Origin of the sequence: Cryobacterium sp. TMT1-62, assembly GCF_004403145.1 — a bacterium.
GTDB classification, from domain to species: domain Bacteria; phylum Actinomycetota; class Actinomycetes; order Actinomycetales; family Microbacteriaceae; genus Cryobacterium; species Cryobacterium sandaracinum.
Genome location: NZ_SOGZ01000006.1, coordinates 15,128 through 39,607, shown reverse-complemented (window position 1 = coordinate 39,607; position 24,480 = coordinate 15,128). Strand labels below are relative to the sequence as shown.

Annotated in this window: 20 protein-coding genes and 1 pseudogene; 13 read left to right on the top strand and 8 right to left on the bottom strand. The window is 67.5% G+C overall.

Going from position 1 to position 24,480, the window contains the following annotated elements; genetic code table 11:
- Positions 1-709: pseudogene (locus E3T34_RS02200) on the bottom strand (hypothetical protein); the annotation flags it as partial.
- A gap of 596 nt (positions 710-1,305) precedes the next feature.
- On the opposite strand from E3T34_RS02200, the gene E3T34_RS02195 reads away from it, so the two are divergent.
- Together E3T34_RS02195 and E3T34_RS02190 are read left to right on the top strand one after the other, a co-directional pair.
- Entirely contained in the window at positions 1,306-1,785 is a 480-nt protein-coding gene (locus tag E3T34_RS02195) for an Lrp/AsnC family transcriptional regulator (protein WP_104099637.1), read from the top strand.
- A 5-nt stretch (positions 1,786-1,790) separates the two neighbouring features.
- A complete protein-coding gene (locus tag E3T34_RS02190; protein ID WP_104099638.1) occupies positions 1,791-3,296 on the top strand; it encodes an aspartate aminotransferase family protein in 1,506 nt (501 codons plus the stop codon).
- Positions 3,297-3,363: 67 nt separating this feature from the next.
- Here E3T34_RS02190 and E3T34_RS02185 read toward each other — a convergent pair whose 3' ends face one another.
- Entirely contained in the window at positions 3,364-4,560 is a 1,197-nt protein-coding gene (locus E3T34_RS02185) for a DUF4192 domain-containing protein (RefSeq protein ID WP_104099639.1), read from the bottom strand.
- A gap of 162 nt (positions 4,561-4,722) precedes the next feature.
- Between E3T34_RS02185 and E3T34_RS02180 the strand changes: the two genes are divergently transcribed.
- Both E3T34_RS02180 and E3T34_RS16855 read left to right on the top strand, forming a co-directional pair.
- Entirely contained in the window at positions 4,723-5,904 is a 1,182-nt protein-coding gene (locus tag E3T34_RS02180; protein WP_134342022.1) for a MarP family serine protease, read from the top strand.
- Positions 5,905-6,158: 254 nt separating this feature from the next.
- A complete protein-coding gene (locus E3T34_RS16855; protein ID WP_104099641.1) occupies positions 6,159-6,869 on the top strand; it encodes an RNase H family protein in 711 nt (236 codons plus the stop codon).
- Here the strand turns inward: E3T34_RS16855 and E3T34_RS02170 are convergent.
- Positions 6,862-8,433 carry a sugar porter family MFS transporter gene (locus E3T34_RS02170; RefSeq protein WP_255570370.1) on the bottom strand — a complete coding sequence of 524 codons (1,572 nt, stop codon included), beginning with the start codon at positions 8,431-8,433 and terminating at the stop codon, positions 6,862-6,864. The two genes, E3T34_RS16855 and E3T34_RS02170, sit on opposite strands and share 8 nt — an antisense overlap.
- Positions 8,434-8,442: 9 nt before the next feature.
- Here E3T34_RS02170 and E3T34_RS02165 point away from each other — a divergent pair, with 9 nt between their 5' ends.
- Positions 8,443-9,306 carry a DUF429 domain-containing protein gene (locus tag E3T34_RS02165; RefSeq protein ID WP_104099669.1) on the top strand — a complete coding sequence of 288 codons (864 nt, stop codon included), beginning with the start codon at positions 8,443-8,445 and terminating at the stop codon, positions 9,304-9,306.
- Here E3T34_RS02165 and E3T34_RS02160 read toward each other — a convergent pair.
- Both E3T34_RS02160 and E3T34_RS02155 read right to left on the bottom strand, forming a co-directional pair.
- Complete coding sequence (locus E3T34_RS02160) at positions 9,278-9,568, bottom strand: hypothetical protein (RefSeq protein ID WP_104099642.1); 291 nt, start codon at positions 9,566-9,568, stop codon at positions 9,278-9,280. The genes E3T34_RS02165 and E3T34_RS02160 overlap by 29 nt on opposite strands.
- A gap of 194 nt (positions 9,569-9,762) precedes the next feature.
- Entirely contained in the window at positions 9,763-10,788 is a 1,026-nt protein-coding gene (locus E3T34_RS02155) for a Pvc16 family protein (RefSeq protein ID WP_134342021.1), read from the bottom strand.
- A 136-nt stretch (positions 10,789-10,924) separates the two neighbouring features.
- Here E3T34_RS02155 and E3T34_RS02150 point away from each other — a divergent pair, with 136 nt between their 5' ends.
- On the top strand, positions 10,925-11,215 hold the full coding sequence (locus E3T34_RS02150; RefSeq protein WP_104099644.1) for a hypothetical protein: 291 nt from the start codon (positions 10,925-10,927) through the stop codon (positions 11,213-11,215).
- A 413-nt stretch (positions 11,216-11,628) separates the two neighbouring features.
- Here the strand turns inward: E3T34_RS02150 and E3T34_RS02145 are convergent, their stop codons facing one another.
- Positions 11,629-13,092, bottom strand: a complete 1,464-nt coding sequence (locus tag E3T34_RS02145; RefSeq protein WP_104099645.1) for a cryptochrome/photolyase family protein — start codon at positions 13,090-13,092, stop codon at positions 11,629-11,631.
- Between the two features lie 75 nt (positions 13,093-13,167).
- Between E3T34_RS02145 and E3T34_RS02140 the strand changes: the two genes are divergently transcribed.
- The 3 genes from E3T34_RS02140 (at position 13,168) to E3T34_RS02130 (ending at position 15,086) form a co-directional block, all read left to right on the top strand.
- Entirely contained in the window at positions 13,168-14,070 is a 903-nt protein-coding gene (locus tag E3T34_RS02140; protein WP_104099646.1) for an oxygenase MpaB family protein, read from the top strand.
- 9 nt (positions 14,071-14,079) lie between these two features.
- The gene (locus E3T34_RS02135) at positions 14,080-14,811 is read left to right on the top strand and encodes an SGNH/GDSL hydrolase family protein (protein WP_134342020.1); all 732 of its coding nucleotides are present in this window, start codon (positions 14,080-14,082) and stop codon (positions 14,809-14,811) included.
- Positions 14,812-14,882: 71 nt separating this feature from the next.
- Complete coding sequence (locus E3T34_RS02130; protein WP_104099648.1) at positions 14,883-15,086, top strand: hypothetical protein; 204 nt, start codon at positions 14,883-14,885, stop codon at positions 15,084-15,086.
- 55 nt (positions 15,087-15,141) lie between these two features.
- Here E3T34_RS02130 and E3T34_RS02125 read toward each other — a convergent pair whose 3' ends face one another.
- The gene (locus E3T34_RS02125; RefSeq protein WP_134342019.1) at positions 15,142-16,416 is read right to left on the bottom strand and encodes a M18 family aminopeptidase; all 1,275 of its coding nucleotides are present in this window, start codon (positions 16,414-16,416) and stop codon (positions 15,142-15,144) included.
- Positions 16,417-16,502: 86 nt separating this feature from the next.
- Here E3T34_RS02125 and E3T34_RS02120 point away from each other — a divergent pair, with 86 nt between their 5' ends.
- Positions 16,503-19,682, top strand: coding sequence for a beta-phosphoglucomutase family hydrolase (locus tag E3T34_RS02120; protein WP_134342018.1), 3,180 nt, complete (start codon positions 16,503-16,505; stop codon positions 19,680-19,682).
- A gap of 28 nt (positions 19,683-19,710) precedes the next feature.
- Here E3T34_RS02120 and E3T34_RS02115 read toward each other — a convergent pair whose 3' ends face one another.
- A complete protein-coding gene (locus E3T34_RS02115) occupies positions 19,711-20,019 on the bottom strand; it encodes a winged helix-turn-helix domain-containing protein (RefSeq protein WP_104099651.1) in 309 nt (102 codons plus the stop codon).
- Positions 20,020-20,125: 106 nt separating this feature from the next.
- On the opposite strand from E3T34_RS02115, the gene E3T34_RS02110 reads away from it, so the two are divergent.
- The 3 genes from E3T34_RS02110 to E3T34_RS02100 are packed head-to-tail and all read left to right on the top strand — an operon-like array spanning position 20,126 to position 24,446.
- On the top strand, positions 20,126-21,652 hold the full coding sequence (locus tag E3T34_RS02110; RefSeq protein WP_134342017.1) for a proton-conducting transporter membrane subunit: 1,527 nt from the start codon (positions 20,126-20,128) through the stop codon (positions 21,650-21,652).
- Entirely contained in the window at positions 21,649-24,132 is a 2,484-nt protein-coding gene (locus E3T34_RS02105) for a DUF2309 domain-containing protein (RefSeq protein WP_134342016.1), read from the top strand. The genes E3T34_RS02110 and E3T34_RS02105 overlap by 4 nt, the downstream gene beginning before the upstream one ends.
- Positions 24,129-24,446: a DUF190 domain-containing protein gene (locus tag E3T34_RS02100; protein ID WP_104099654.1), complete on the top strand. Its 318-nt coding sequence runs from the start codon at positions 24,129-24,131 to the stop codon at positions 24,444-24,446. The genes E3T34_RS02105 and E3T34_RS02100 overlap by 4 nt, the downstream gene beginning before the upstream one ends.
- The last annotated feature ends 34 nt before the right edge of the window (positions 24,447-24,480 follow it).

Sequence of the window (24,480 nt, the reverse complement as noted above, 5' to 3'; positions counted from 1 at the left end):
CGGGCTGCCCGGGCGCCCGGACGTCGGAGATCAGGGTGTCGGCCCCGGCCGGGCGGGCGAGAACGGTGTCGGCGTCCGCCGCGCGGCCCGCGGCGCCGGAGCGCACGATCGTGGCATCGTCGGCAGGTGAGTCGTCAGTCAGCGCAGCGTCGGCCCGCGCAGCGTCGGCCTGCGCAGCGTCGGCCTGCGCAGCGTCGGCCTGCGCTGCCTCGGATTGGCTGTGCTCTGCCAGCGACCAGAACAGGGTGTTCGCGAACACGGATCCGAGCCCGAATGGTCGGCCGGAGTCGAGGGCGCGCGAGGAGGCCACGGGTCGCCCGGTGGAACCCACCGTGAGACCGGTCACGGCCTGGAAGTCGGCCAGCAGCCAGGGGCGAATGCTGACGTCCGAGAACCGGCGCGACCCACCGACCGAGTACACGTCGACCGCGACTTCGCCGCGAAGGACCACGGAGACGGGGATGCCGTCTCCGTCCGTGGAAGCGCGCTGAATGATCACCGCAAAATGCTCGACGGCGTGCTCGCCACCGAGTGGCAACAGAGCGACGAGCTCTTCGGCTTCGACGTGGGGTGCCGTCACCAGCGCGGCCAGGGTCAGGGTGATGCCCGACGGGGTGCCGGCGGGCAGGGCGGCGATGAAGCCGCGCCCCACGACGAAGGTCCAGGCGGCTTCGGTGCCGCGACCGGTTTCGTATCCGACGCGCCCCACGGGTATGGTGCCTTTCCGTTACGTTGACGATCAATATTCGGACGCCGATTCAGTGGCCGATCAGGTCGGTGGCCGATGTATGACATGGCGTGCGTGATTTGCGCGTAGTCCTCGAGCTCGTACATCGACAGGTCTTTACCGTAGCCGGAGTGCGTGAGTCCGCCGTGCGGCATCTCCGCGACGAGGCCATTGCTCCCGCCGCCGACACAATCGAGCAGTGGGCCGCGGCGCGGGATGAACGTCCGTTCCGGCCACCACGTCGATCCGAACCGAGCCGAGGATCAACTCCGTCCCGAACGAATTCGACGGAGATTCTGGCTGGATCGGCCCTGAACCCGCCGAAGCAGCTGGTTATAACCAAAATCTCCGTTGAATTGGTTATCCACGGTGGCCGCCGATGACGAAATTGCGAAGGTCGCGAGCGCTCACGGGACTCCCGAGTGGTTCGATGAGCCGGCGGAACCTCTCCATTAGCGACTATCCCAGCGGCGGGAACCGAGCCTGAACCAGGCAAACTCCCAAGGATTCCGTTGTGTTTGACGTGAATTGCTGCGGAATCGCTTGCCTGAGGTCACTCCCGCTGGCATACTCGCTGGATGAGCGTAAACGGGCGCAATGCGGGCAGGCCGGCAGCACTGGATGAGGTCTCGAAGAAGATCATCGAGCAGCTCCAGAACGACGGCCGACGCTCGTATGCCGAAATCGGCAAGGCGGTGGGCCTAAGCGAGGCCGCAGTGCGGCAGCGCGTGCAGAAATTGACGGATGCCGGCGTCATGCAGGTCGTCGCCGTCACCGACCCGATGCAGCTGGGCTTCTACCGCCAGGCCATGATCGGCATCCGCGCGACCGGGGACACTCGACTGCTCGCGGACCGGCTGTCCGCCATTCCGGCCGTCGACTACGTCGTCCTGACGGCCGGATCCTTCGACCTGCTGGTCGAAGTTGTCTGCGAGGACGACGACGAGCTGATCGACCTCCTCAATTCACAGATCCGTGGTCTCGAGGGCGTCAGCTCCACCGAGACCTTCGTTTATCTCAAACTCCACAAGCAGTTCTACAACTGGGGAACACGGTAAAAAAAATGACAATCACATTAGCCACCACCGACTCCGCCGCGCCCGTCGCCGCAGTCGCCGCCGAAGTTGCCACCGACAGCACCGGCGACACCACAGCCGAGGTGTCGGCCACACCCCGCGTCTACACGGATGCAGAGAACGCCACCCTGCAGCAGAAGGCGAAAGACCACCTCTGGATGCACTTCTCGCGCCAGTCCGTGCTCGAAAGCGGCCACGGCGTGCCGATCATCACCAAGGGTGTCGGCCACCACATCTGGGACTCGAACGGCAAGAAGTACATCGACGGCCTGAGCGGGCTGTTCACCGTCAATGCCGGCCACGGCCGCAAGCGGCTCGCCCAGGTGGCGGCGAAGCAGGCCGAGGAACTCGCGTTCTTCCCAATCTGGTCCTACGCCCACCCGAGCGCCATCGAACTAGCCGATCGTCTGGCCGCAAACGCGCCCGGCGACCTCAACCGGGTCTTCTACTCGACCGGAGGCGGCGAGGCCGTGGAGACCGCCTTCAAGCTGGCCAAGTACTACTGGAAGCTGCAGGGTCGCCCCACCAAGCACAAGGTCATCTCCCGCAACGTGGCCTACCACGGCACCCCGCAGGGCGCCTTGGCCATTACGGGCATCCCGGCCATGAAGGAAATGTTCGAACCGGTCACCCCCGGCGGATTCCGCGTCCCGAACACCAACTTCTACCGCGCCGACGAGCTGGGTTCCGGGCTCGGTGACGACGTGGAGAAGTTTGGCCTGTGGGCCGCCAACCGCATCGAAGAGATGATTCAGTTCGAGGGCCCGGAGACCGTGGCCGCGGTGTTCCTGGAACCCGTGCAGAACTCTGGTGGCTGCTTCCCGCCGCCCCCCGGCTACTTCAAGCGGGTGCGCGAGATCTGCGACCAGTACGACGTGCTGCTGGTGGCCGACGAGGTCATCACCGCTTTCGGACGCATCGGCAACATGTTCGCATCCACGACCTTCGGGATCGAGCCGGACATGATCACCTGCGCGAAGGGCATGACCAGCGGCTACTCCCCGATCGGCGCCACCATTATCAGCGACCGCATCTACGAGCCCTTCAAGCACGGTGACACGACCTTTTATCACGGTTACACTTTCGGTGGCCACCCGGTTTCCGCGGCCGTAGCCATGGCCAACCTCGACATCTTCGAGGAGGAAAAGCTCAACGAGAACGTGCGTGAGAACTCGCCACTTTTCCGGGCCGAGCTCGAGAAGCTGCTCGCCCTGCCGATCGTGGGCGACGTGCGCGGCGAGGGCTACTTCTTCGGAATCGAGCTGGTGAAGGACAAGGTCACCAAGGAGACCTTCAACGACGCCGAGTCTGAGCGCCTGCTGCGCGGCTACCTCTCCAAGGCGTTGTTCGAGGCCGGGCTGTACTGCCGTGCCGACGACCGCGGAGACCCCGTCGTGCAGCTCGCTCCCCCGCTGACCATCGGCCCGGCCGAATTCAGCGAGATCGGCGACATCCTGTACGGCGTGCTGTCGGAGGCGCCCAAGTACCTGTAGCCGCTACGGCCAACCGGATGCCTGAAGCCGGTTACCTGCCGCCAAAAGTTCGATAGCGGCATTCCGCTCAGGCGTTTTCGGGTTCGTCCGGGGGGACCGCAAACGCCCAGTCTGGTAGGTGCCCCGAACCGAAAACGGTGTGGAGCAACTCAGCCATGCCGTACTGCCGGTCAATGGCGAGTGCCTGGTCGACGAAGATTCCGGCGACCGACCCGCGCCCCATCGCCCACGACAGCCAGGCCAGCATGCACAGCGGCGCCGGTCTGGCCGTGCGCGGCGCCAGAGCGACCAGCACCTTCAGCAGTCGGATCGCCGGCTCGATGCGTTCGGGGTCGGGGCGCTCCCGGCCGAGCCCGAGCATAAGGTCGCTCGTGACCCGGGAGTGCGGGCTGTCGAGTCCGTCGGACTGCTCCTCAGCGATGATGTCGTCCAGGCTCCGCCCCGTGGCTCGCTGCAGGATGGCATACCGCAGGTTGAGGCAGTGCGTGTTGCGGCCGACCGTCTCTCCGAAGGCGAATTGCAGCATCATCTGGTCCCGGCAGGCCGGCCCCTGCATCAGGAACAGCAACGCGGCCGCGTCGTCAAGCCCCAGGTTCTGCGGGTCAAAACCGAGCGCCGCCTCCGCGGCCACCACCGGGTCAAGGATGTCACCGGCCAGCTCAAGCAGTTCGGGCATTGTGCCGGCCTGGCCACCGAGGCGTTGATAGCACGCCAGCCGGCGGCCGAGCCGCTCTCTCATCGACGGGTCGACCACCGGCAAGTCCGCGCGACTCTGCAGCGTCGCGAGGTCGCGGCGAACCTCGTCGGGGATGGCCCGGTGCACCTCGGAGGCGGCGATCGCGCGGAGCGGATACCCGCCGGCCGGGCAGTCCGGGTCGAAGTACGAGCCCCACCCGTCGGCGGCCACGCACAGGGCGTCGCGAAGCAGGAAACCGGAGAGCCGGGCGCGAGCGCACAGCACCTCGACGAAGCGTTCCTGCGGCAGGCCGGCCACAGCCACGATGTTCTCGTCGCTGTAGACGACGGGCACCAGCGCGTCGACGTCCGGGATCTTGCAGAGCGTTCCCACGAGCGTGGTGGCGATGCGCTTGAGCACCTTCTCCGGTGCCGCAGGGTCGGGCAGGTTGAACCGCATCGCCCCGCAGGTACGGTTGCCACGGAAGGCGACGAGCACCAGGCTCTTCTCGGGCAAGAACCCGGCGAGCTGCGGCACGAGCGCGAGGAAGTCATGTGCTTCCCTGGTCTTGACGATTGTCCTGTTCATGGGTCCACCCTCTCCGGAGCCGCCTCCACCTCCCGATCCGGGCCGGGTCGGTGCACGACTCGGCGGATTCACATTCTGGGGAGGACTGGCCACGTACTCTGGTTCAGACGGATGCGGCCGGTGGGCAAGCGCACGACACCGACAACAGGACGAGGTTCACGGATGGCATTCTCAATTTTTCTGGATGTGTTGCTGCTGGTCGTTCTGTTCGGCTACCTGATTTCCGGATACCGCAACGGCCTCATCGGCAGCATCGCCGGAATCGCCGGACTCGCGGCGGGTGCCGTCGCCGCCTACTTTCTGGTGCCGCTCGTGGGCACCTGGGTTCCCGCCGCGGAGTGGCGCACGGCCGCGACCCTCGCGGCCGCAGCTGTTCTGCTGATCGGCGGCCTCTCGCTCGGACGCTCCATCGGCAGGATCCTGACTCCCCAGGGCACTCGCAACAAGCTCCGGGTCGTCGACCGCGTGCTCGGCGCCGGCGCAGCCGTCGCGGTGTCGGCCCTCGTGGTCTCGATGATCGCCTTCAGCGTCGGTGCCCTCGGGGTCCCCGTGGTGTCGTCGGCGGTGAGCTCGTCGAGCGTGATCCGCTCGATCGACTCCCTGACCCCGGACCAGGTGAAGAGCTTCCTGGCCCAACTGCGCTCCATCGTGGTGACCGAGGGCATCCCGCGTGTCGTGGAGGCCTTCAACGGCGAGGCCCCGGTCGTGCCGAGCGTGGGCACCGACAGCGACGCCCTGCGCGCGGCGAGCGCGTCGGTGATGAAGATCAGCGGCACCGCCTATGCGTGCGGGCAGAACCAGTCCGGCAGCGGTTTCGTGGTCGCTCCGGAACGGGTACTCACCAACGCTCACGTCGTCGCCGGGGTGGAGGAGCCCGTCGTCGTCACGCCCGACGGCAGGTCCCGTTCGGGTCAGATCGTCTACTTCGACCCGATCGTGGACCTCGCCGTGATCGCAGTGTCGGGGCTCGATGCTCCCCCGCTCTCCCTTGGCGACAATCTTCCGCCGGGCAGCCTTGCGGTGAGCAGCGGCTATCCCTTCGGCGGGCCATTCGAATCGGCGCCGGCCGAGGTCGTCGCCGTGGCCCCGGCCCTGGTCGCCGACATCTACGGGCAGGACCCGTCCTCCCGGCAGATCTACACGCTGGCTGCCGACGTCGACCATGGCGAATCGGGCGGCCCCCTGCTCAGCGAGGCCGGTATCGTAACGGGCGTCATCTTCGCGAAGTCGACCACCACCGAGAACCTCGGTTACGCCCTCGCCATGGAGGAAGTCGACCCGGTCGTAGAGCAGGCCGCCACGCTCGGCTCCCCGATCTCGTCCGGCACCTGCATCAGCGGCTAACTGAGTGAGTCCTCGTCGACTGGCTGTGTCGCTGCCTGCGGTCAAAACTGACTGTGCCCGGTGGACCCTGGTCCTCCAGGGCCGGACGCCGCACCCGGTACCGAACCAACTCGTTCGGGGTGGGCGGAAGAGCCAGTCGGAAACCCCCGTCCGCGAACTCTCAGTGGCCGCGGCCATGAGGACTCGCCCATCTGGTCCGCGATGGCAGACTAGACAGGTCCTGAACCAGCGGGACCACAGGAAAGGCTCACTGTATGACGATCATCGCCGCCGCCGACGGTTCGGCTCTGGGCAATCCCGGCCCCGCCGGATGGGCCTGGTTCGTCAACGATTCCTGCTGGGCCGCCGGCGGCTGGAAGCACGCCACCAATAATCAGGGCGAACTGAAGGCCGTGCTCGAACTGTTCCGGGCCACCGCGCACCTCGACGACGACCTTCTCGTGCTGTGCGACAGCCAGTATGTGATCAACTCCATCACCAAGTGGATGCGCGGTTGGAAGGCCAAGGGCTGGCGCAAGGCGGATGGCAAGCCCGTGATGAACCTGGATCTGCTCCAGGAGCTCGACGAAGCTCTGGCCGGACGCCGCTACCGGTTCGAATGGGTCAAGGGCCACGCTAACCACCCGCTCAACGAGGCCGCGGACAGCCGGGCCCGAGCCGTGTCAGAGGCGTACCAGCGGAACGCGCCGATCAACGCCGGCCCCGGCTGGGTGCGGGAGGGCGATGTCGCACCGGTTCGGCGCCCCGCGCTGACCTCGGCCACGAAAGCACGGGCCGTCGCTTCACCTGCCGCCACCCCGAAGCTCCCGGCCGGCCCGTCGCATCCGGAGCTGTTCGCGTTCGACGAGCCGGATGCCTCCCACACCGTGTCTCTGGAACTCTCCGCCGACGAGCACGCCCGTCTGACCGAACGTGCCGCCAGGCTCGGCGTCAGCGTCGGAGAACTTCTTCACGGGCTTATCTGACCTCGGTCTGCTTCACCGCGTTCTTCGACGCGGTCTTCGCCGCGTTCTTCGGCGGCAGAAGGGTGTTCGCCTCGTCGAGGGACATGCCATTGGTCTCCGGAATCTTGGTCAGCACGAACACGAATGACAGCGCCGCGAACAGCGCATACAGGCCGTAGGTCAACGGCAGCGAGACTGCCGCCAGTGTCGGGAACGTGACGGCGATCAGGAAGTTCGCGATCCACTGGGCCGCTGCGGCGATGCCGAGCGCCTTCACCCGGATGGTGTTCGGGAACATCTCGCCGAGCAGCACCCAGACCACCGGGCCCCAGGACGCACCGAAGAAGACCACGAACACATTGGCCGCGACCAGGGCGATCCCACCCCACGCACCGGGCAGGCTGATCTCGCCGCCCACAGTGACCGCCTGGCTGAAGGCGATCGCCATCGTGGCCAGCGACAGCGTCATGCCGATGGAACCGGTCATCAGGATCGGCCGACGTCCGATCCGGTCGATCAGGGCGATGGCGATGAAGGTAACCGCGATGTTGGTCAGGCCGGTGAACACCGAGATGGTGAGCGAGCTCGACTCCTCGAAGCCGACCGCCTTCCACAGGGTGGTCGAGTAGAAGAAGATCACGTTGATGCCGACGAACTGCTGGAACATCGACAAGAGGATGCCGATCCAGACGATCGGGCGCAGGCCGAAGGCCTTGCCACGCAGTGACCCGGTACGCTGACCCAGCGTGTCGGCCTTGATCGAGGCACGGATGTCGCGGATCTCGCGGTCCACATCGCCGTTGGGCCACACCTTCTGGAAGACCGCGCGGGCCTCCGTCTCACGGTCTTTCAGCACCAGGAACCGTGGGGACTCCGGGAGGATCTTCGCGATCACGAAGTACACGGCGGCGGGCAGCGCGCAGGCCAGGAACATCCAGCGCCAGGCATCGATCCCGAACAGGGAGGGCTCACCCGCGCCTCCCGCGGTGTTGGCGAACAGGGCGTCGGATAGCAGAGCAGAGAAAATACCGATCGTGATGGCGAGTTGCTGGAGCGATCCGAGGCGTCCCCGAATCGCTCGCGGTGAGATCTCGGCGATGTACGCCGGGGCCACCACGGATGCGAGCCCGATGCCGAGACCGCCGACGATGCGCCAGAGCACGAGGTCGTAGATGCTGAAGGCGAAGGCGGAACCGACCGAACTGACGAAGAACATGATCGAGCCCAGAAGCATCACCGGAATTCGACCGTATCGATCGCCGACCCGGCCGCCCAGGTAGGCCCCGGCTGCGGCGCCCAGTAGCGCGCTCGCGACCGCGAAGCCGGTGAGGGTCGCCGTGAGCGCGTACTCGTCTTGAATGGCATTCACCGCGCCGTTGATCACGGACGCGTCGAACCCGAAAAGAAACCCGCCGAAGGCTCCCGCCACTGCCAGCGCAATGACCTTTCCGTTCGTGGATGGTTTCTCGGTCTGGGTCATCGTCAGGGCCTCTGTCCTTTTTGTTGAACAATCCGAAAAGACTACGCCCCAACGAAGGGGCGCCGAACCTCGGCGGAACCTGCGCCCGCCATCTCCCTGTGCTATCCATAACTCATGACGCGATTCCTCGGAGTTGACCTGGCCTGGGCCGAAGGCAGCACGTCGAAACCGGCCAATGAATCCGGCCTGGCTTGCATCGACGAGAGCGGCCGGGTGCTCGACGCCGGCTGGGCCCGCGGCACGGATGCCGTGATGCGCTGGATCGACTCCCTGTGGGAACCCGGCGCCGTGCTGGCGGTTGACGCGCCCCTGGTGGTGAACAACCCCACCGGCATGCGCCTGTGCGAGCGGGAAACCGGCAGTCGCTACGGCCGCTGGCATGTCTCCGCGAACGCCTCGAACCTCGGCCGCCCCTGGGCCGGCGGGGTGACGATCCGCCGCCGATTGGAAGCCTCCGGCTGGACCTACACCGACGGCCTCGCGCCGATGGATAAGGCCACCCCCAGCTTCTTCGAGTGCTACCCCTACACGACGCTCGTGGGTGCGGCGGAGTTCGGCTACCTCGACAAGCGACCCCGCTACAAGCGCATGGGCACCTCTCTTCCGCCGGACGAACGCCGGACTGCGCGGGCCATGGTCTGCGATGACCTCATCCAGCGGATCTGGGGGCTCACCCGAGCGTCGCCGCCGCTCGACCTGGGCTCCCATCCCGTCTCGGACGCCCTGGTGACGGAGCATTCACCGTTGGTCGACCGAGCCTACAAACACCGGGAGGACCTGATCGACGCCCTGCTCTGCGCCTGGACGGCCTCGCTCTGGTGGCACCGGGGCACGGAGCGCTGCCAGGTTCTCGGCGCCCGGGACAACGTGTCGGAGCTCGGTCACCGACCGACCATCATCGCGCCGGCCCGGCCTGAGCAGCGCCGCGGCGACGAAGGGGCGCGGCTCGTCACCGCACCGGGTACCAGCGCGTCGTGACCCGCTCGGTCACCTGCCACGACACCGGCTCCACGTGAGTGCGGGCCGCGACGAGCACTCGGTCGCCGACCCGGAGGGCCATCGCGGCGTCATCCGCCGTGAAGCGCACGATCGCGCGCGGAGAACCGGCCACCACGGCAAGATCGGATGCCTCCACGGTCGTCAGCTCCGCGGCGGTGGCCGTCAGATGCGGCAGGACGGAGTCCGGGGCGATGCCCGAATGGAGAGCACCGATGATCAGGGTGATACGGAAAGACGGCATCCTGTCAGCGTAGGCGGGTGCGAACGAACAGGTGTCTACCGGTCTTAGGTGTTTCCCGACGTCCCGACGACCCGACGATTCGACGGAATCGAGGCCCACCATGATCTGGCGCGGCCCTCTTCTAGCACTGCAGGCGTTCCTGACACTCACCTCCCGGTCGGGAGGTCTAACTCTGCAACTCGGGCTGGACGTGCTCAGTCCCCGGTGGCCGACGCGGAATCCGGCTCCGGCTCCTGCCCCGGCCCCGGCCCCGGAAAGCGCACCTCGACCCGGGTCCGGTCCGCCAGCTCGTCCCCGGCCGGATGAGTCAACTCAATGATCACGACGCTCGGTGACTGGCCGAGCAGGTCGAGGATGGATCCGATCTCCAACCCGGAGTAGGGGTCGTCGACATCGAGCACCTCCGGCCGCATCCCGAACAGAGGGTCGGACTCGGCGATCATCAGCACGGCGCCGCGGTGTTCGGCCTGTTCGAAGATGCGGCCGAGGTTGTCCTCGGTGGCGGCAGCACTGGCTCCCACGACCTCGTTCAGGGGCACCGTCACGAGAGGCTTGCCCAGTTCGTTCGCGACGGATGCCGCGGCCTCGGCCTTCGTCACGGCATCCGCTCCCGTGAACACGGCGAGCGCACCTGCCCCGGCCAGCTTCACGACATCACGGACGGTTCCGACCACTGCCGTGCGCTCAGCTGCGTCCAGGGTGAACGAGGCCATCACGCCGAAGGACAGTCGCAGCGGTGCATTTGATGCCAGCCAGAGGGAGGTCAGCACCTCGTTGGTCAGCGGCGAGGGTGAGAGCCAGACCTGCAGGTTGTCTGCCGAGCCGATCGGGACGTTCAGCACGGGATGGCGTTCGATGGCGGCCCGCGCTGCACCGAAGGCACGGTGGCTGCCGGCATCCGTGTCGACGTCGTCGCCGGGAAAAGCACTCACCAGGTAGTGCAGCTCCGAAATCACTCGGCTGGGTCCCCTCTGGGTCTCCTCCCGATAACTGATCAGGCTGTCGTAGTAGAGGAACAGGTTGATGGAGGGGCCGATGACACCGGTGCGGGGTGCGCCGAGCACGTAGGCCGTGACCTGCAGCCCGATCGGCGGAGAAGACAGCAGTCGTTGGAGCGCGACGGTCGTCGAGGCGATGGCCTGGCCGTAGTTGGTGAGCGACGACATAGGGACCCCGGCTTCTGAGAGCTTCTGGATGCGAAAGTGAGCAGACAGTGCCACGGTACTCCGGCTCACCAACCAGATCGAGGAGTTCGGCTGCGCCACGGCGGAACCGGCCCGGTGCCCATCCCGCGGATGCCGTAGCCTGCTTCGATAGATGTGTTCCTCGCGATGTCCGCCTCAGTGAAGGAGTTCCATGGACTACTCGGCAACGATCGTGGCCCAGACCCACGTCACCAAGCCCGACGCACTGCGGCTGATCGCGGAGGCGGCCGGGTCGACCGTGCGAAATGCCGGGACGGCGCATCCGTTCGTGCCCCTCGTCGGCGGCGGTCGCGTCGAAGTGGAGATCCCCAAGTTCGGCGAGGGCCCGCCGCTCGCGATCGATGTCTTCAACCCCCACGGGGCCGAGCAGGCTCGGGCTTCGGCACTGTCATTGCAGGCTGCCCTCGCCAGCGTGACCGATTGGCCGACCGAGGTCAGGTAGCCGCGTGCGCGGCAACCCGCCCAGATAGACCCCCACCCGCCGCTGGACTCCTCCCCCCTTCCCGACGCGGATCAAGCCCCAGCAAACCTCGATGCGACGACCGCGTCCCGATGACGCGCTCCCGAGGTCTCCCTCCCGCCTGCCATCCGCGGCCAGACCCCTGCACGCCTCGCGGCGCACCTTATAAGGTCGGCGCAGGTTGGATCCTGCGCCGGCTTCCACGACCCGCGCCGCCCTGTGCCTGGACTCAAGCTCTGACTGACCTACAGCACCACACACTTGCGCGGCAGCTCGCTCAGGGGAAGTCGAGGGCTGCTCGGGTTACAGGTCACCTGCTGAGAAGTTTGACTCTAACGGTGTCGTGGTTGACCTACGGGCCGCGACGGACTCACGAGGCGCCCCGCGGGCGACGCTCACCACTCGGTGCGTGCACGCTCCTGCTCGACGACCTCTTCCCGGTCGACCAGGCGGCGCAGTCCGGCGAGCGGTTGCGCCATACGGTGATTGCCCCGGATGCGTGGCTCCACCCGGTCGAGGAAGGCCCAGTACCCGGCGGTGAACGGGCATGCGTCCTCGCCCAGGCGTTTCTTCGGGTTGAACGTGCACGCGCCACAGAAGTCGCTCATCTTCGAGATGTAGGCGCCCCCGGAGGCATACGGCTTCGTGGCGACGATCCCGCCGTCGGCGTGCTGGGACATCCCGACCACATTGGCGGGCATCACCCATGGGGCGCCGTCGACGAAGGAGTTCGTGAACCACTCGGTGAGCTCGGCCGGTTGGTAACCGCGCTGCAGCGCCCAGTTGCCGAGCACCATCAGCCGCTGAATGTGGTGCGCATAGCCCGTGCGGCGCACCTCGTCGAGCACATGGCTGAGGCACTTCGCCCGCACGGAACTGCCATCGAGCTCAAGGAACTCCCGCGGCAGGGCCACCCGCGCCTCGAGGTGGTTGCTGCGCCGCACGTAGTCCTCACCCAGGTGCCAGTACAGGTGCCAGACCCAGTCCCGCCAGCCCATGATTTGGCGCACCACGGCCTCCACGCTCTGCAGTGGGGCTCCCCCGGTCTCGTACGCGGCGACTACGGCGTCGATCACCTCCCGCGGATGCAGCAGCCCCAAATTAAGGGGAACGCTCAGCCTGGCGTGGGCCATCGTCTCATCCCCGAGCAGCGAGGCATCCTCGAAGGGGCCGAAGTCGCTCAAACGCGTCTCGACGAAATCGGCGAGCGCCACAAGCGCTTCCGCCCGGGTGGCGGCGAACCGGCGGGGTCCGTCCTCGCCGATCAGTCGAATGCGCCCCTCGGCCTGCCACCGGTCGAGGTCGGCGCGCACCTGCTCGTCGATGTCGTCCTCCACCGGATGGAAGGGGTCCGGCAGCCCCAGGCCCACCGCTCCCTTCGGCGGCGGCTGACGGTTGTCGTGGTCGAAGTTGAACCGGCCGCCCTCGGGATCGGGCCCGCGCATGAGCAGCCCGGTTTCCGTGCGTGCACGGCGATAGAACTGATCCATGATCAGCCGGGACGGCGGTCTCCCCGCGGCCCAGACGGCGAAGTCGGCCTCACTGGTCACGAAGCCGCGGCTGGGCAGCACCCGCGCGCCGAGCTCGTGAACCAGCGCGCGGGAACCCCACGAGGTGGGGTTGACCACCTCAAGGTCCCGGCCGGCCAGCACATCCCGGTAGTGCTCGGCGCGCAGGTACTCGACCCGATCACCGAGCTCCCTGGCCCGGTGCCTGAGGGCGCTGAGAATGAGGTGCGCCTTGGCGCGATGGTAGGGGCGCCGACCGAGAACGCCGACGGACTCCACCATCAGGATCGGTCCGCCGTCGTCGAAATGCGGGCCGAGCTGGTCGGCGAACAGAAAGCGAGGCACTGCCATGGCTTCGAGTTTAGATGCTTTGCCGCACGCAAGGTTCGAGGCCGATGCCCAGCCGCGACGGGTTAGCCTCGGACCATGGGCAGGTTCGTGGACAGTTGGCGGTCGCATCTTCTGGTGACCTTTTCGGGGAACGGGTCTGGTCGCCCGCAGTGGGTCGAAAAAATCGAACAGGGCGACGATATCGGCTTCTTCGGTCCGGGCTCCGCCTCCTGGGCCGTGCATGGTGGGATGGCGACGATGGTCGCCGGCATCCGTGCCCTGCTCATGCAGACCCTTCATCCCGGCGCGATGGCCGGCGTGCACGATTGGTCGCGCTATCGGGAAGACCCGCTCGGACGGCTCTCCGGCACCATTCAGTGGCTCGTCACCGTGACCTTCGCCGACACGACCCTGGCCGAGCACGAGTCGTCCCGCGTTGGGCGCTTCCACGACCGGGTCACCGGCACCTACCGCGACGCCCACGGTATCGAGCGCCCCTATGCCGCCGGGGACCCCGAACTGCTCGCCTGGGTGCACATCGTTTTCACCGACGCCTTCCTGGCCTCGCACACACTCTGGGGCGACCCTATCCCCGGCGGGGCCGATAGCTACGTGCGCGAATGGGCCAAGGCCGGAGAACTCGTCGGCGTGCACAATCCGCCGCGCTCCGCGTCCGAACTGCAGGCACAGCTGGATGCGTTCAAGGATGCCGGCATCCTCAAGAGCGACGAACGCGTGGCCGAGGCGGTGCGCTTCATTCGCAATCCTCCGCTCCGGCCCGCCATGATGCCCTTCTACCGGGTCATGTTCGCCGGCGCCGTCGCCTCGATCCCCCGCGAATACCGCGAGCTGCTCGGCCTGCGGCGCTCCCTGCTCCCGGTGATCTGGGGCACCGGAGCCGTTCTCCGCCTGGTGCGCCTGCTCCTTGGCCGGTCGTCGACCTCAGAGGATGCCGCCCGGGCCCGTATCGCGCGTCTCTCCGCCGAGAACCCCGCCTAGACTGCACGGATGCCTCCGCGCCCTGACCTCTCGCGTACGGGCGCGACTCGCACTCGCCGCTTCCCCTTCCGACTGCTGGTGATCGGGCTGGCTGCCCTCGTTCTGACCTCACTGGGAATCTTCGCAGCCGTCAACCCCGACCTCTCGGAGACCGACGGGGACGTGCAGGTGACCCGCCCCACTGACCGCCCCCTGCGCGTGCTGTTCGTGGGCGATTCGATCAGCTACGGCCTCAACGCGGAACTGCAAGACCTGGGCTTCCGTCCGCTGATGGTCGATGCGCTCGCAGAGGGCGGCCCGGTTCAGGAATTCCACAAGAATCGGGCCGGTGCCACCACCCGCACGGTATCCAGGCTGGTCGATGTGCCGGAGAACCTCGACCTGGCCGTGGTCGAGCTGGGCACCAACGACGTGCTTGACCAGACCGCGCCCGACGAGTTCGCGCTCAGCTACCGGTCACTCCTGGACCGCGTGCACACCGAATCTCCGGGCGTCCCCCTCGTCTGCGTTGGCACCTGGGGCAGCGCGGATGAGACCGACGCGTACAACGACATCATCGACCACGAGTGCGCCCGAGAAGGCGGCGCCTTCGTCAGCCTCTACGACCTCTATCTGATCGAGGCCAATCGCGGCCCCGCCGGACGGGATGTCTTCGGCGGCACGAGCGATCGTTTCCACCCCAATGACGCAGGCTACCGAGCGATTGCCGAGCACCTTCTGGGCCGCATCAGCATACGCTGAACTGTTTTGCATATCGCGGGGTGAAAGTACACCCCCTTGATGATTTCCTCTCTGTGAGGAAACCTCCAAGCATGAGACAAAACGACTGGGTACTCACCGTCCACTGCCGGGAGTGCGGGATCGGCGGCACAGCCCAAGTCGGAACCGACCGGCGCATCGTCTGGCCGGTGATCGTGCACGAGGGCGACTGCGAACTCGCCGATGACAAGGACCTCGTGGAGTCCCGCTCCGGGCATCCCGTGCATGGAGTCCGCCAGTCGGCTTACGCGCTGTGACGCCCCGCGGCACCCCGAACGAGTTCGACGCCGGCCAGCCACGTGCGGCCTGCCGTTAGACCTCCGAGGCGAAGAACGCGCCGATCGCCTTCCGGAGAGCGACCGGGTCGCTCACGTGGCACAATTCGCGGGCGGAATGCATCGAGAGCAGCGGGATACCCACGTCGACCGTGCGGATGCCGAGCCGCGTGGCGGTCAGCGGGCCGATTGTGGAGCCGCACGGCACCGTGTTGTTCGACACGAATTCCTGGTATTCCACGCCGGCCTGCGCGCAGGTTCGGGCCCAGAGGGCCGCACCCGCCGCATCCGTCGCGTAGCGCTGAGTGGCGTTGATTTTCAGCAGCGGGCCGCCCCCGGCGACGACCATGTTCGCCGGGTCGTGCTTCTCCGGGTAGTTCGGGTGCACCGAGTGACCCGCGTCGGCCGACACGCACCACGAGCCGGCGTAGGCGCGCAGGCGATCACTGACGGATGCCCCGAGTCCTGCCCCGATCCGGGTCAGGATATCGCCCAGCAGCGGCCCGCTCGCACCCGTTCGGGTCTCAGAACCGAGTTCCTCGTGATCGAAGGCCGCGAGCACCAGGATCTGACCGGCCGGTGCCGGGGCTCCGATCAGGGCGACCAGGCCGGCGTGCACCGAGGAGAGATTGTCCATGCGCCCCGCGGCGAAGAGTTCGCGGCCGAGGCCGAACCGGGCCGGATTGGCCGTGTCGGCCGTGAGGATGTCGTAGCCGGCGACCTCCTCTCCCGCCAGCCCGGCCAGGCCCGCCAGATGCCCGACCAGGTCGGCCTGACTCGTTTCCCCCACTCCGAACACCGGGGTCAGGTGCCGCTGACGATCGAGAGTGAGGCCGGCGTTGGCGTCCCGGTCCAGGTGGATGGCCAGCTGCGGGATGCGGCAGAACGGGCCCGTGCGCACGAGGTGTTCGGTGCCGTCGATGGTGGTGAGGCGGCCGGCGAGTTCGAGTTCGCGGTCGAGCCAGGAGTTGAGCAGAGGACCGCCGTAGACCTCGATCCCGGCCTGCAGCCAGCCGTGGGCGCCGATGGTCGGCTTCGGCTTCAGCTTGAAACCGGGCGAATCGGTGTGCGCCCCCAGAATGCGAAACGGTGTCGTCGGGCCGGCCCCGTCCGGCTGCACCCAGGCGACGACCGCGCCGTCGCGCACGAGGTAGCGCCGTCCGGGCGCACCGGACCACTCCTCGGTTTCGCTCACCCGGTCGAAGCCGGCGGTGTCCAGGCGTCGGGCAACCTCCGCGGCAGCGTGGTACGACGACGGGGAGGCGGTGATGAACTCGGCGAAATCGTCGATGTAGTCCGGTGTGGATGTCATGGGTCATATCCAACCACCCTGCGTACTATGTCCACATTCAGGGCCGAGCAGTCACGGCCAGGCATTCACGGCCCAGAGGAGCGCCCATGAACCAGCCGAGCCAGCCGCCGCACCCGGCCCGCGCCGCCTTCGACGCCGTGATCTTCGACCTCGACGGCGTGGTCACCGACACGGCCGCCGTGCACGCCCGGGCGTGGAAGGCCCTGTTCGACGAGGCACTGCCGGGGCTGACGAAGTCGCCGGTGCCTTCGTTCGAAATCGAGAGCGACTACCGGCGGTACGTCGACGGGCGGGCGCGGGAGGACGGCATCCGTGCGTTCCTGGCCTCGCGCGGGATCGAACCGACGCATGGCCGGGCGACCATCGACGCTCTCGCCGGCCGCAAGCAGGAGCTGTTCACCCGCGAGCTCGCCGTCGGCGGCGTGCAGGCGTTCCCCGGCACGCTGGAGCTGCTGCGCCGGTTGAAAGAGCAGGGGCTGCCGGTGGCCCTCGTGACAGCGAGCCGCAACAGCGCCGCCGTGCTGACCGCGGCGCGCCTTACGGGCCTATTCGACGTCACGGTCGACGGCACCGACGCCGTGCGGATGCGCCTGGCCGGCAAACCCGACCCGGCCCTGTTCCTCGAGGCGGCCCGGCGACTGCACGTGACGCCGGACCGCACAGTGGTCGTCGAAGACTCCGAGGCCGGGGTGCAGGCCGCGGCGCGCGGCGGATTCGCCCTGGTCATCGGCATGGAGCGTACGGGCGACAGCCGGCTGCGCTCGGCCGGCGCCGATCTCGTGCTCACCGACCTCGCCGACCTGGACCTGGCCGGCCTGGACCCCGCTCTGACCGGGAAGAACCGCGGCTGGGCCGGAGGCGAGACCGGCAGCGACCCGTGGTTGCTGCGCTACATCGGCTATGACCCCGCGACCGAGGGGCTGCGGGAGGCGCTCTGCACACTCGGAAACGGCTACTGGGGCACTCGCGGCGCGGCGGCCGAGTCCACCGACGACGGCGTGCACTACCCCGGAACCTACCTCGCCGGCGTCTACAACCGGGTGCAGACGACCCTCGGCGAGCGCACCGTCGAAGACGAGCACCTGGTCAACGCCCCCAACTGGCTGCCGCTGGGATTCAGGGTGGCCGACGGGGACTGGTTCGACGTCGGCCACACCGAGCTGGTCACCTATCTGCAGGAGCTGGACCTGCGGCGCGGCGTGCTGACCCGGGTCATCCGTTTGCGCGACGAGGCGGGGCGCACCACCCGGGTGACCTCCCGGCGGTTCGTGTCCCAGGCCGCCCCGCATGTGGCCGTGCTCGACACCACGTTCGAGGCGGAGGACTGGACCGGCCCGGTGACCGTGCGCTCGGCCCTCGAGGGCCGGGTCTTCAACCGCAATGTTGCCGCCGACCGGCTTCTCACCAACGCTCACCTGATTCCCCACACCGGCACGCAAATCGACGCCGAGACCGTGCTGCTCGAGATGGAGACCACGCAGTCCGGCATCCACATCGCCCTGGCGGCCCGCACCCGGGTGCGGAGGGACGAGCAGCCGGTCGAGCCCCCGCGGCACCTGCTCACCGACGACGCCGGCTGGGTGGCGCACGAGTTCACCCTGGATCTGGAGCCGGGGCATCCGGTCAGGGTGGAGAAGACGGTCGTCGTCACCACCTCCCGCGACCGGGCCATCGCCTCGCCGGCCCGGGCGGTGGCCATCTGGTTGCGGCGCCTGCCGCACCCGGCGGACCTGTTGGAGGCGCACGAACGGGCCTGGCAGGTGCTCTGGGACGAGTTCGCGGTGGGCATGCGCGCGAGCGATCACCAGTCGCTCGCGCTCAACCTGAACACCTTCCACGTGCTGCAGACGGTGGCGGCCGTCGACGCCGACCTCGACGCGAGCATGCCGGCCCGAGGGCTACACGGCGAGGGGTACCGCGGGCACGTCTTCTGGGACGAGCTGTTCGTCTACCCGATTCTCACCCTGCGCCGCCCCGACCTGAGCCGCGCCCTGCTCGGCTACCGGTACCGGCGCCTGGGCGAGGCCCGCGCGGCCGCACGGGGCATCGGCCGCGAGGGCGCGATGTTCCCCTGGCAGAGCGGCATCGACGGGCGCGAGGAGACCCCGACGAACCTCTTCAACCCGCTGAACCAGCAATGGATGCCCGACAATTCCCAGAACCAGCGGCATGTGGGCCTCGCCGTGGCCTACAGCATCTGGGAGTATTACCAGTCCACCGGCAACACCGAATTCCTGATTCAGCAGGGTGCCGAAATGCTGCTCGAAGTGGCTCGTTTCTTCGCCAGCCTGGCCCGCTACGACGAGGTGGACGACCGCTACGACATTGACGGGGTGATGGGGCCGGACGAGTTCCACGACGGTTACCCCGGGGCGTCGGGCCACGGCCTCCGCAACAACGCGTACACGAACGTGATGACCGCGTGGGTACTGCACCGCGCGGTCGACACCGTGACTCTGTTGCAGAACCGGTACTGCGGGCCCCTCTGGAACCGGCTGCGACTGCGGCCGGACGAGGTCGACCAGTGGGCCCGGATCAGCCTGCGGCTGCGGGTGCCGTTCCACGCCGACGGCGTGATCAGCCAGTTCGAGGGCTACGAGGGCCTGCCCGAGTTCGACTGGGACGCCTACCGGGCCCGGTATCCCTCGATCGCCCGCCTCGACTTGATCCTCAACGCCGAGGGCGACAGCACGAACAACTACCGGCTCTCCAAGCAGGCCGATGTGCTCATGCTGCTCTACCTGCTCTCCGCCGAGGAGCTGCGCGAACTGCTTGAGACCATGGGCTACGAACTGCCGCCGGAGGCGATTGTGCGAACGGTCGAGTTCTACTCGGCACGCTCCACGCACGGCTCCACGCTCAGTAACGTGGTGCACTCCTGGCTGGACGCCCGGCGCGACCGGGAACGGTCGTGGGACTATCTGACCCGGGCCCTCGACAGCGACCTTGGCGACATCCTCGGCGGCTCCACCCACGAGGGCATCCACCTCGGCGCGATGGCCGGATCGATCGACATGGTCGTGCGCTGCTACACCGGGCTGGAGATCCGGGAGAACATGCTCTGGCTGCATCCCGTGCTGCCGAAGGAGCTCGCGGAGGTCACCTTCGCCATCAACTACCGGGAACAGCCGATCCGGCTGAAGCTGACTCCCGGCAACGTGCGCCTGCAGCTGCGGGCAGGCGGCGCCGCTCCGATCCGGGTACGGGTCGAGGGCAAAGAGGCCGTGCTTGCGCCCGGCGAGACCCGCGATTTCCCGCTCGGTTAGCGTCGGTTGTCCCGGACTCCTGAAACCACTATCCCTGTGGGCCAAGGCCGCTCGGGGCAGCCTCGGGGTTGGCGAAGGCGGCCAGCAATTCCCCGATGCGGTGACCACGATCCAGAGGGTGGCGAAGCGGCATTCCCGTGTTGAGGCGATAGATGTTGCGCCGTCCCTCCCGTTCGCGCTCGAGATAACCGGCGTCTTCGAGTTCGGTGACGATGCGTTGAGCCGCCCGCTCCGTGATGCCCACCTGGGCCGCGACGTCGCGCAATCGCACATTCGGGTTCTCCGCCACGCACAACAGCACGTGCGCGTGATTGGTTAAAAACGTCCACTGCGCCATTCTCCTATTCTCACCCAACTGACCATTGTTTCCTCACACGTGAATCCCGACACTCGATGCGTGCTATGTTTTTCGTGTTTTATGAATCGTGAGAGAAGGAGCAGCTTTGAACGAGAATGCGACGGTGGCAATGGTCCTGGCGGGGCCGTGGGTTGCCGTGCTCGCCTCAGCGATCGCCGGGCGTCTCGGCCGGAGCGGTGATCTGGTCGCTCGCATTGCCGCGGCGGTCGTCGGTCTGGGGTTCGTCTTTACGGCAGCCGTCGCCATTGCCGTGTCGACCCTGTGGACGGGTTCAATCCAGGTGGGCTTCGGGGAGACAAGCCTGCAACTCGATGCCCTGGCACTGATCATGTCGATGCTCGTTCTGGGGCTGTCCTCCCTCATTCAGGGGTTCGCCGTGCGCTACCTGCGCGGGGATCCTCGTCAGGTCTGGTTCGTGGTGACCGCGAACCTGCTCACCGGGTTCACCGTGCTGATGGTGTGTGCAGGGTCCGTGGCCCTGTTCGCGTGCGCCTGGGTCGGCGCCGGCGCCGCACTTGTGCTGCTTCTGGCCACCTACTGGCCGCTGGCACAGGCGCGGGAGGGTGTGTGGCGCACCGCGGTTCGCTTTGGTGCCGCCGACACCGCGTTCCTCCTCGCGGTGGCAGTGCTGCTCGTTGGTGCCGGCGGGGACGTGTCCTTCGATCAGCTCGGCGCCGGTGCGTCCGGCCTGAGCGCGCCGGCCCAGCTCACCCTCGCGGTAATGTTGGTCCTCGCCGCCCTGGCCCGATCCAGCCAGATCCCATTCCAGGGCTGGTTGCCGTTCACTCTCGGCGCCCCGACACCGGTCTCTGCGCTGTTGCATGCCGGGGTGGTCAACGCGGGCGCCATCCTGCTTCTGCGATTCGCGCCGGCGGTCGCCCCTCACCGGTCCGTGATGATCGTCGTCTGCGTGGTGGGCGCGGCCACCCTGGTGTTCGCGTCGGCGGTGCGCCTGGCACGCCCGGACGTGAAGGGCCGACTGGTATTCTCCACGATGGCGCAGATGGGGTTCATGATCATGGCCTGCGGGTTGGGCCTGTTCGCGGCTGCAATCTTCCACCTGGTTGCCCACTCCCTGTACAAATCGACACTCTTCCTCGGCGCGGGAACCGGAGTGCGACAGCACGCCACCGACCGCGACCTTCCCACCCGCACAGCCCCGTCGCGCCTGGTGGCGGGCCTCGCGGTGGCCATCTCCGTGACCGTAACGGTCGCCGTACTCGTGGCAGCCAAACTGGTGCTCTCCCCCGCCGTGTCGCCCTCCAGCATCGGCCTGTTGGCGTTCGTCGCCCTGACCGCCGGCGTCACCCTGGCCGTGGCACTGGCAACCCACTTCTCGATCCGCACGATGGTGGTCGGCACCACGGTGACGGCGGCCGTCGGAATCGGCTACGTAGCCTTCCTGCACCTGTTCACGGGAGCACTGCAACCCGGGGTGCCGGTCCAGGGGGCCCCTGGCTGGCTGCTCGTTCTGCCCGCGGTCGGCCTGATCGCCGTCGAGCTGCTGGCTCGAAGCAGCACCGGTGCGGTCTGGCTGCGCGATCGTGTCTACACGTCCGCACTTGCCGCCTCCCTGCCCCGTAACCCCATCAGAACTGGAGCACCCCTGTGAGTCTGATCCTACGCGCGCAGGTCGCTGCCGCCGCCCACGACATCGTTCCGGCCTGGCCGTTGGACTCCTTCATCGCCGTGAACCCGCTGGCCGGCCGCGAATCTTACCCATTCGAGACCGAAACAACCGCGGAGGCGGCAACCACCCGCTCCGGGAGCGCCTACCTGGCTGACTATCAGCGCGGTCGAATCACCCGTGATGACATCGACGCAGCACTCCTCGAACGTATCCCCCAGCTGGCCGACCGACGCTTGCGGATCGGCACCGCAGCCGTGTCCGCGGTCCGGGTTGCCGAACTCGATATGCGCCTGGTCGCAGCCGCACCTGAGCCCGAACCGGTTGCGGTGGCGGAGCTGACGTGGCTCGATGAATACCTGGCCGTCTGGGTTGCCGGCTATCTGTGCCCGGACCCGGCGTGGCCCATGCCACACCATGCCGACGGGTTCTACCGGGCCTGGCGAACCCTGGCCTGCCTCGATCCGTCCCTCCCCCGCACGGTTCGGCGCACCCTCACCACACTTTCGCCCGAACCGGACGCGGCGCTGGCGCACGCCCTGCAACGCCTCGGCATCACGGCGGCCGACGTCCCACGTGCCCTTCGGACCGCACTCGGGCACCTGCCCGGGTGGGTCGGGCACATCAAATGGCGGGCCGAGAAGGTCGGCGACATCGACCTGACCTCGTACCTGGCCGTCCGATTCACGGTTCAGGTTGCGCTCGGAATTACCCCAGCAGCCGACCAGACAACACAGACGGCACAGCGCGACCACACCACGCTGACCTCGGCACCGTTCTGGTTGCGGGCCGAACGGGTTGCGCAGGCGCTTACCGCCGCACGGCCGAGCCGCGAGGACGTCGCCGCGGTCGCTCGGGTTCTGTCCACCCATCCGATAACCGACCAGCGGTACACCTGGCAGAAAGCCTACGAACTGAACTACCGCACCGCCCTGATCGGGGCACTCCGCTCCACCGTCGAGACCCGGGACGGCCGCAACGTGCAGTTGGTGATGTGCATCGACCCCCGGTCCGAGGGGTTGCGCCGCCACCTCGAAGAAAGCTCCTCCGTCGAGACGTTCGGTTTCGCCGGCTTCTTCGGCGTCCCCATCCGGTTCGCCCGCTACCAGGCGCGCGGAGCAATCGACTCGCTCCCGGCACTGCTGAGCGCGCGCCACCACATCACCGAGATCCCCGTCGACCACGAACAAGCACACAGAGTCGTTGCCGCTGGAAAATTCCGAGACGCCCTGCGGCATGCCGTGCATACGGCGGACTCGACAGCGGCGACACCGTTCGCGTTCGCGGAAACGGCAGGATGGTTCTACGGCGGCATCAGCATCCTGCGCACCCTCACCCCGCGCATCCACGCACGGATCGTGCGCGCCCTCTCCCTCTCGCCCCGGGACCTGCGCAGTGACGTGACGATCGCGGACGCGTTCACGCTGGACGAGCGTGCCACGTTGGCCGAAACGGCCTTGCGGATGATGGGCCTGTCCCAGTTCGCCCCGCTGGTCGTTTTGGCAGGTCACGGCTCCGAATCGGAGAACAACCTCTACCAGTCCGCACTGGACTGCGGCGCGTGCGGCGGTAATCCGGGGCACGCCAACGCCCGCGCCGCCGCCGCCATCTTCAACGACCCCGAGGTGCGACTGCTGCTCGCCGACCGCGGGCTGCCGATTCCCTTCGACACGTTCTTCGTGGCCGCCGAACACAACACCGTCAGCGACATGGTCACCGTGCTCGACCGCCACCTGATCCCCGACAGCCACACGAGTTCGGCAGACCGCTTCGAGCAGCTTCAGCGCACCGCGGCGGACAAATTGGTGACCGAACGCGCCCGGCACCTACCGGGAGCATCACCCCGGCATTCCCCCGCACGACTGCGCGGACGTGCCCACGACTGGGCTGAGGTGTATCCAGAGCTCGGGTTGGCGGGAAACGCCACCATGATCATCGGACCCCGCGATATAACCAGGAACGTTGATTTGGGCCGGCGGGTGTTCCTGCACTCCTACCGCACCGAACTGGATCCCACCGGGGCCGCCCTGGAGACGATCATGACCGCCCCCCTCGTCGTGGCGCAGTGGATCAACCACCAGTACTACTTCACAGCCCTGAACCCCGACACTCTCGGCGCAGGAACGAAAACCATCCACAACGCCATCGGCACACTCGGCGTGATCTCGGGCCACAGCGGCGACCTCCGCCGCGGCCTGCCGTGGCAATCCGTGGGTCTGGGCACGGAGCTGTTCCATGAGCCGATGCGCCTCACCGTCGTTGTCGAAGCACCGCTGGCCCGCATCGGAGAGATCATCTCGCGCAACCAAGTCCTGCGAGATCTTTTCGACAATGACTGGATCACCCTCACCGCACGAGATCACCCCGCTGCCCTCTGGCACCGCTATACCGCCTACGGCTTCACAGCGACCGCAACCGCTACTCCCGCCGCCACTGCCACCCCGATGGAAGGACCACACACATGAACAATCTCACCAAGATGACCCGACTGGAGATCGTCGTGCCTGCGCGCGACGCCCCCGCCATCCGCGAGCTGGTTTCCTCCGCCGGCGCCACCGGGTACACCTCCGTCTCCGGTGTCTCCGGCATCGGACACCACGGACAACACTCTGGATCCCTGCTCTTCAACGAGTACGACACCCTCACCATGCTCATCACCGTGTTGCCCCCCGACAAAGCCGACGAACTCATCAACGCCGTGCGCGAGCTGCTGAACACCTCCAGCGGCGTCATGTTCGTCGCCGAGACCTACGTCTCAAGGCCCGACTACTTCCAATGACTTCCTCCCACGCCTACTATGCTGGGCGCCTGAT

Bases quoted from the DNA above. Each gene is read 5' to 3' on its own strand.
- E3T34_RS02185 (WP_104099639.1), bottom strand. From the start codon at position 4,560: ATGAACAGGACAATCGTCAAGACCAGGGAAGCACATGACTTCCTCGCG.
- E3T34_RS02100 (WP_104099654.1), top strand. From the start codon at position 24,129: ATGAACAATCTCACCAAGATGACCCGACTGGAGATCGTCGTGCCTGCG.
- E3T34_RS02140 (WP_104099646.1), top strand. From the start codon at position 13,168: ATGGGCAGGTTCGTGGACAGTTGGCGGTCGCATCTTCTGGTGACCTTT.
- E3T34_RS02130 (WP_104099648.1), top strand. From the start codon at position 14,883: ATGAGACAAAACGACTGGGTACTCACCGTCCACTGCCGGGAGTGCGGG.
- E3T34_RS02160 (WP_104099642.1), bottom strand. From the start codon at position 9,568: ATGCCGTCTTTCCGTATCACCCTGATCATCGGTGCTCTCCATTCGGGC.
- E3T34_RS02165 (WP_104099669.1), top strand. From the start codon at position 8,443: ATGACGCGATTCCTCGGAGTTGACCTGGCCTGGGCCGAAGGCAGCACG.
- E3T34_RS02150 (WP_104099644.1), top strand. From the start codon at position 10,925: ATGGACTACTCGGCAACGATCGTGGCCCAGACCCACGTCACCAAGCCC.
- E3T34_RS02135 (WP_134342020.1), top strand. From the start codon at position 14,080: ATGCCTCCGCGCCCTGACCTCTCGCGTACGGGCGCGACTCGCACTCGC.
- E3T34_RS02120 (WP_134342018.1), top strand. From the start codon at position 16,503: ATGAACCAGCCGAGCCAGCCGCCGCACCCGGCCCGCGCCGCCTTCGAC.
- E3T34_RS02125 (WP_134342019.1), bottom strand. From the start codon at position 16,416: ATGACATCCACACCGGACTACATCGACGATTTCGCCGAGTTCATCACC.
- E3T34_RS02190 (WP_104099638.1), top strand. From the start codon at position 1,791: ATGACAATCACATTAGCCACCACCGACTCCGCCGCGCCCGTCGCCGCA.
- E3T34_RS02115 (WP_104099651.1), bottom strand. From the start codon at position 20,019: ATGGCGCAGTGGACGTTTTTAACCAATCACGCGCACGTGCTGTTGTGC.
- E3T34_RS16855 (WP_104099641.1), top strand. From the start codon at position 6,159: ATGACGATCATCGCCGCCGCCGACGGTTCGGCTCTGGGCAATCCCGGC.
- E3T34_RS02195 (WP_104099637.1), top strand. From the start codon at position 1,306: ATGAGCGTAAACGGGCGCAATGCGGGCAGGCCGGCAGCACTGGATGAG.
- E3T34_RS02180 (WP_134342022.1), top strand. From the start codon at position 4,723: ATGGCATTCTCAATTTTTCTGGATGTGTTGCTGCTGGTCGTTCTGTTC.
- E3T34_RS02145 (WP_104099645.1), bottom strand. From the start codon at position 13,092: ATGGCAGTGCCTCGCTTTCTGTTCGCCGACCAGCTCGGCCCGCATTTC.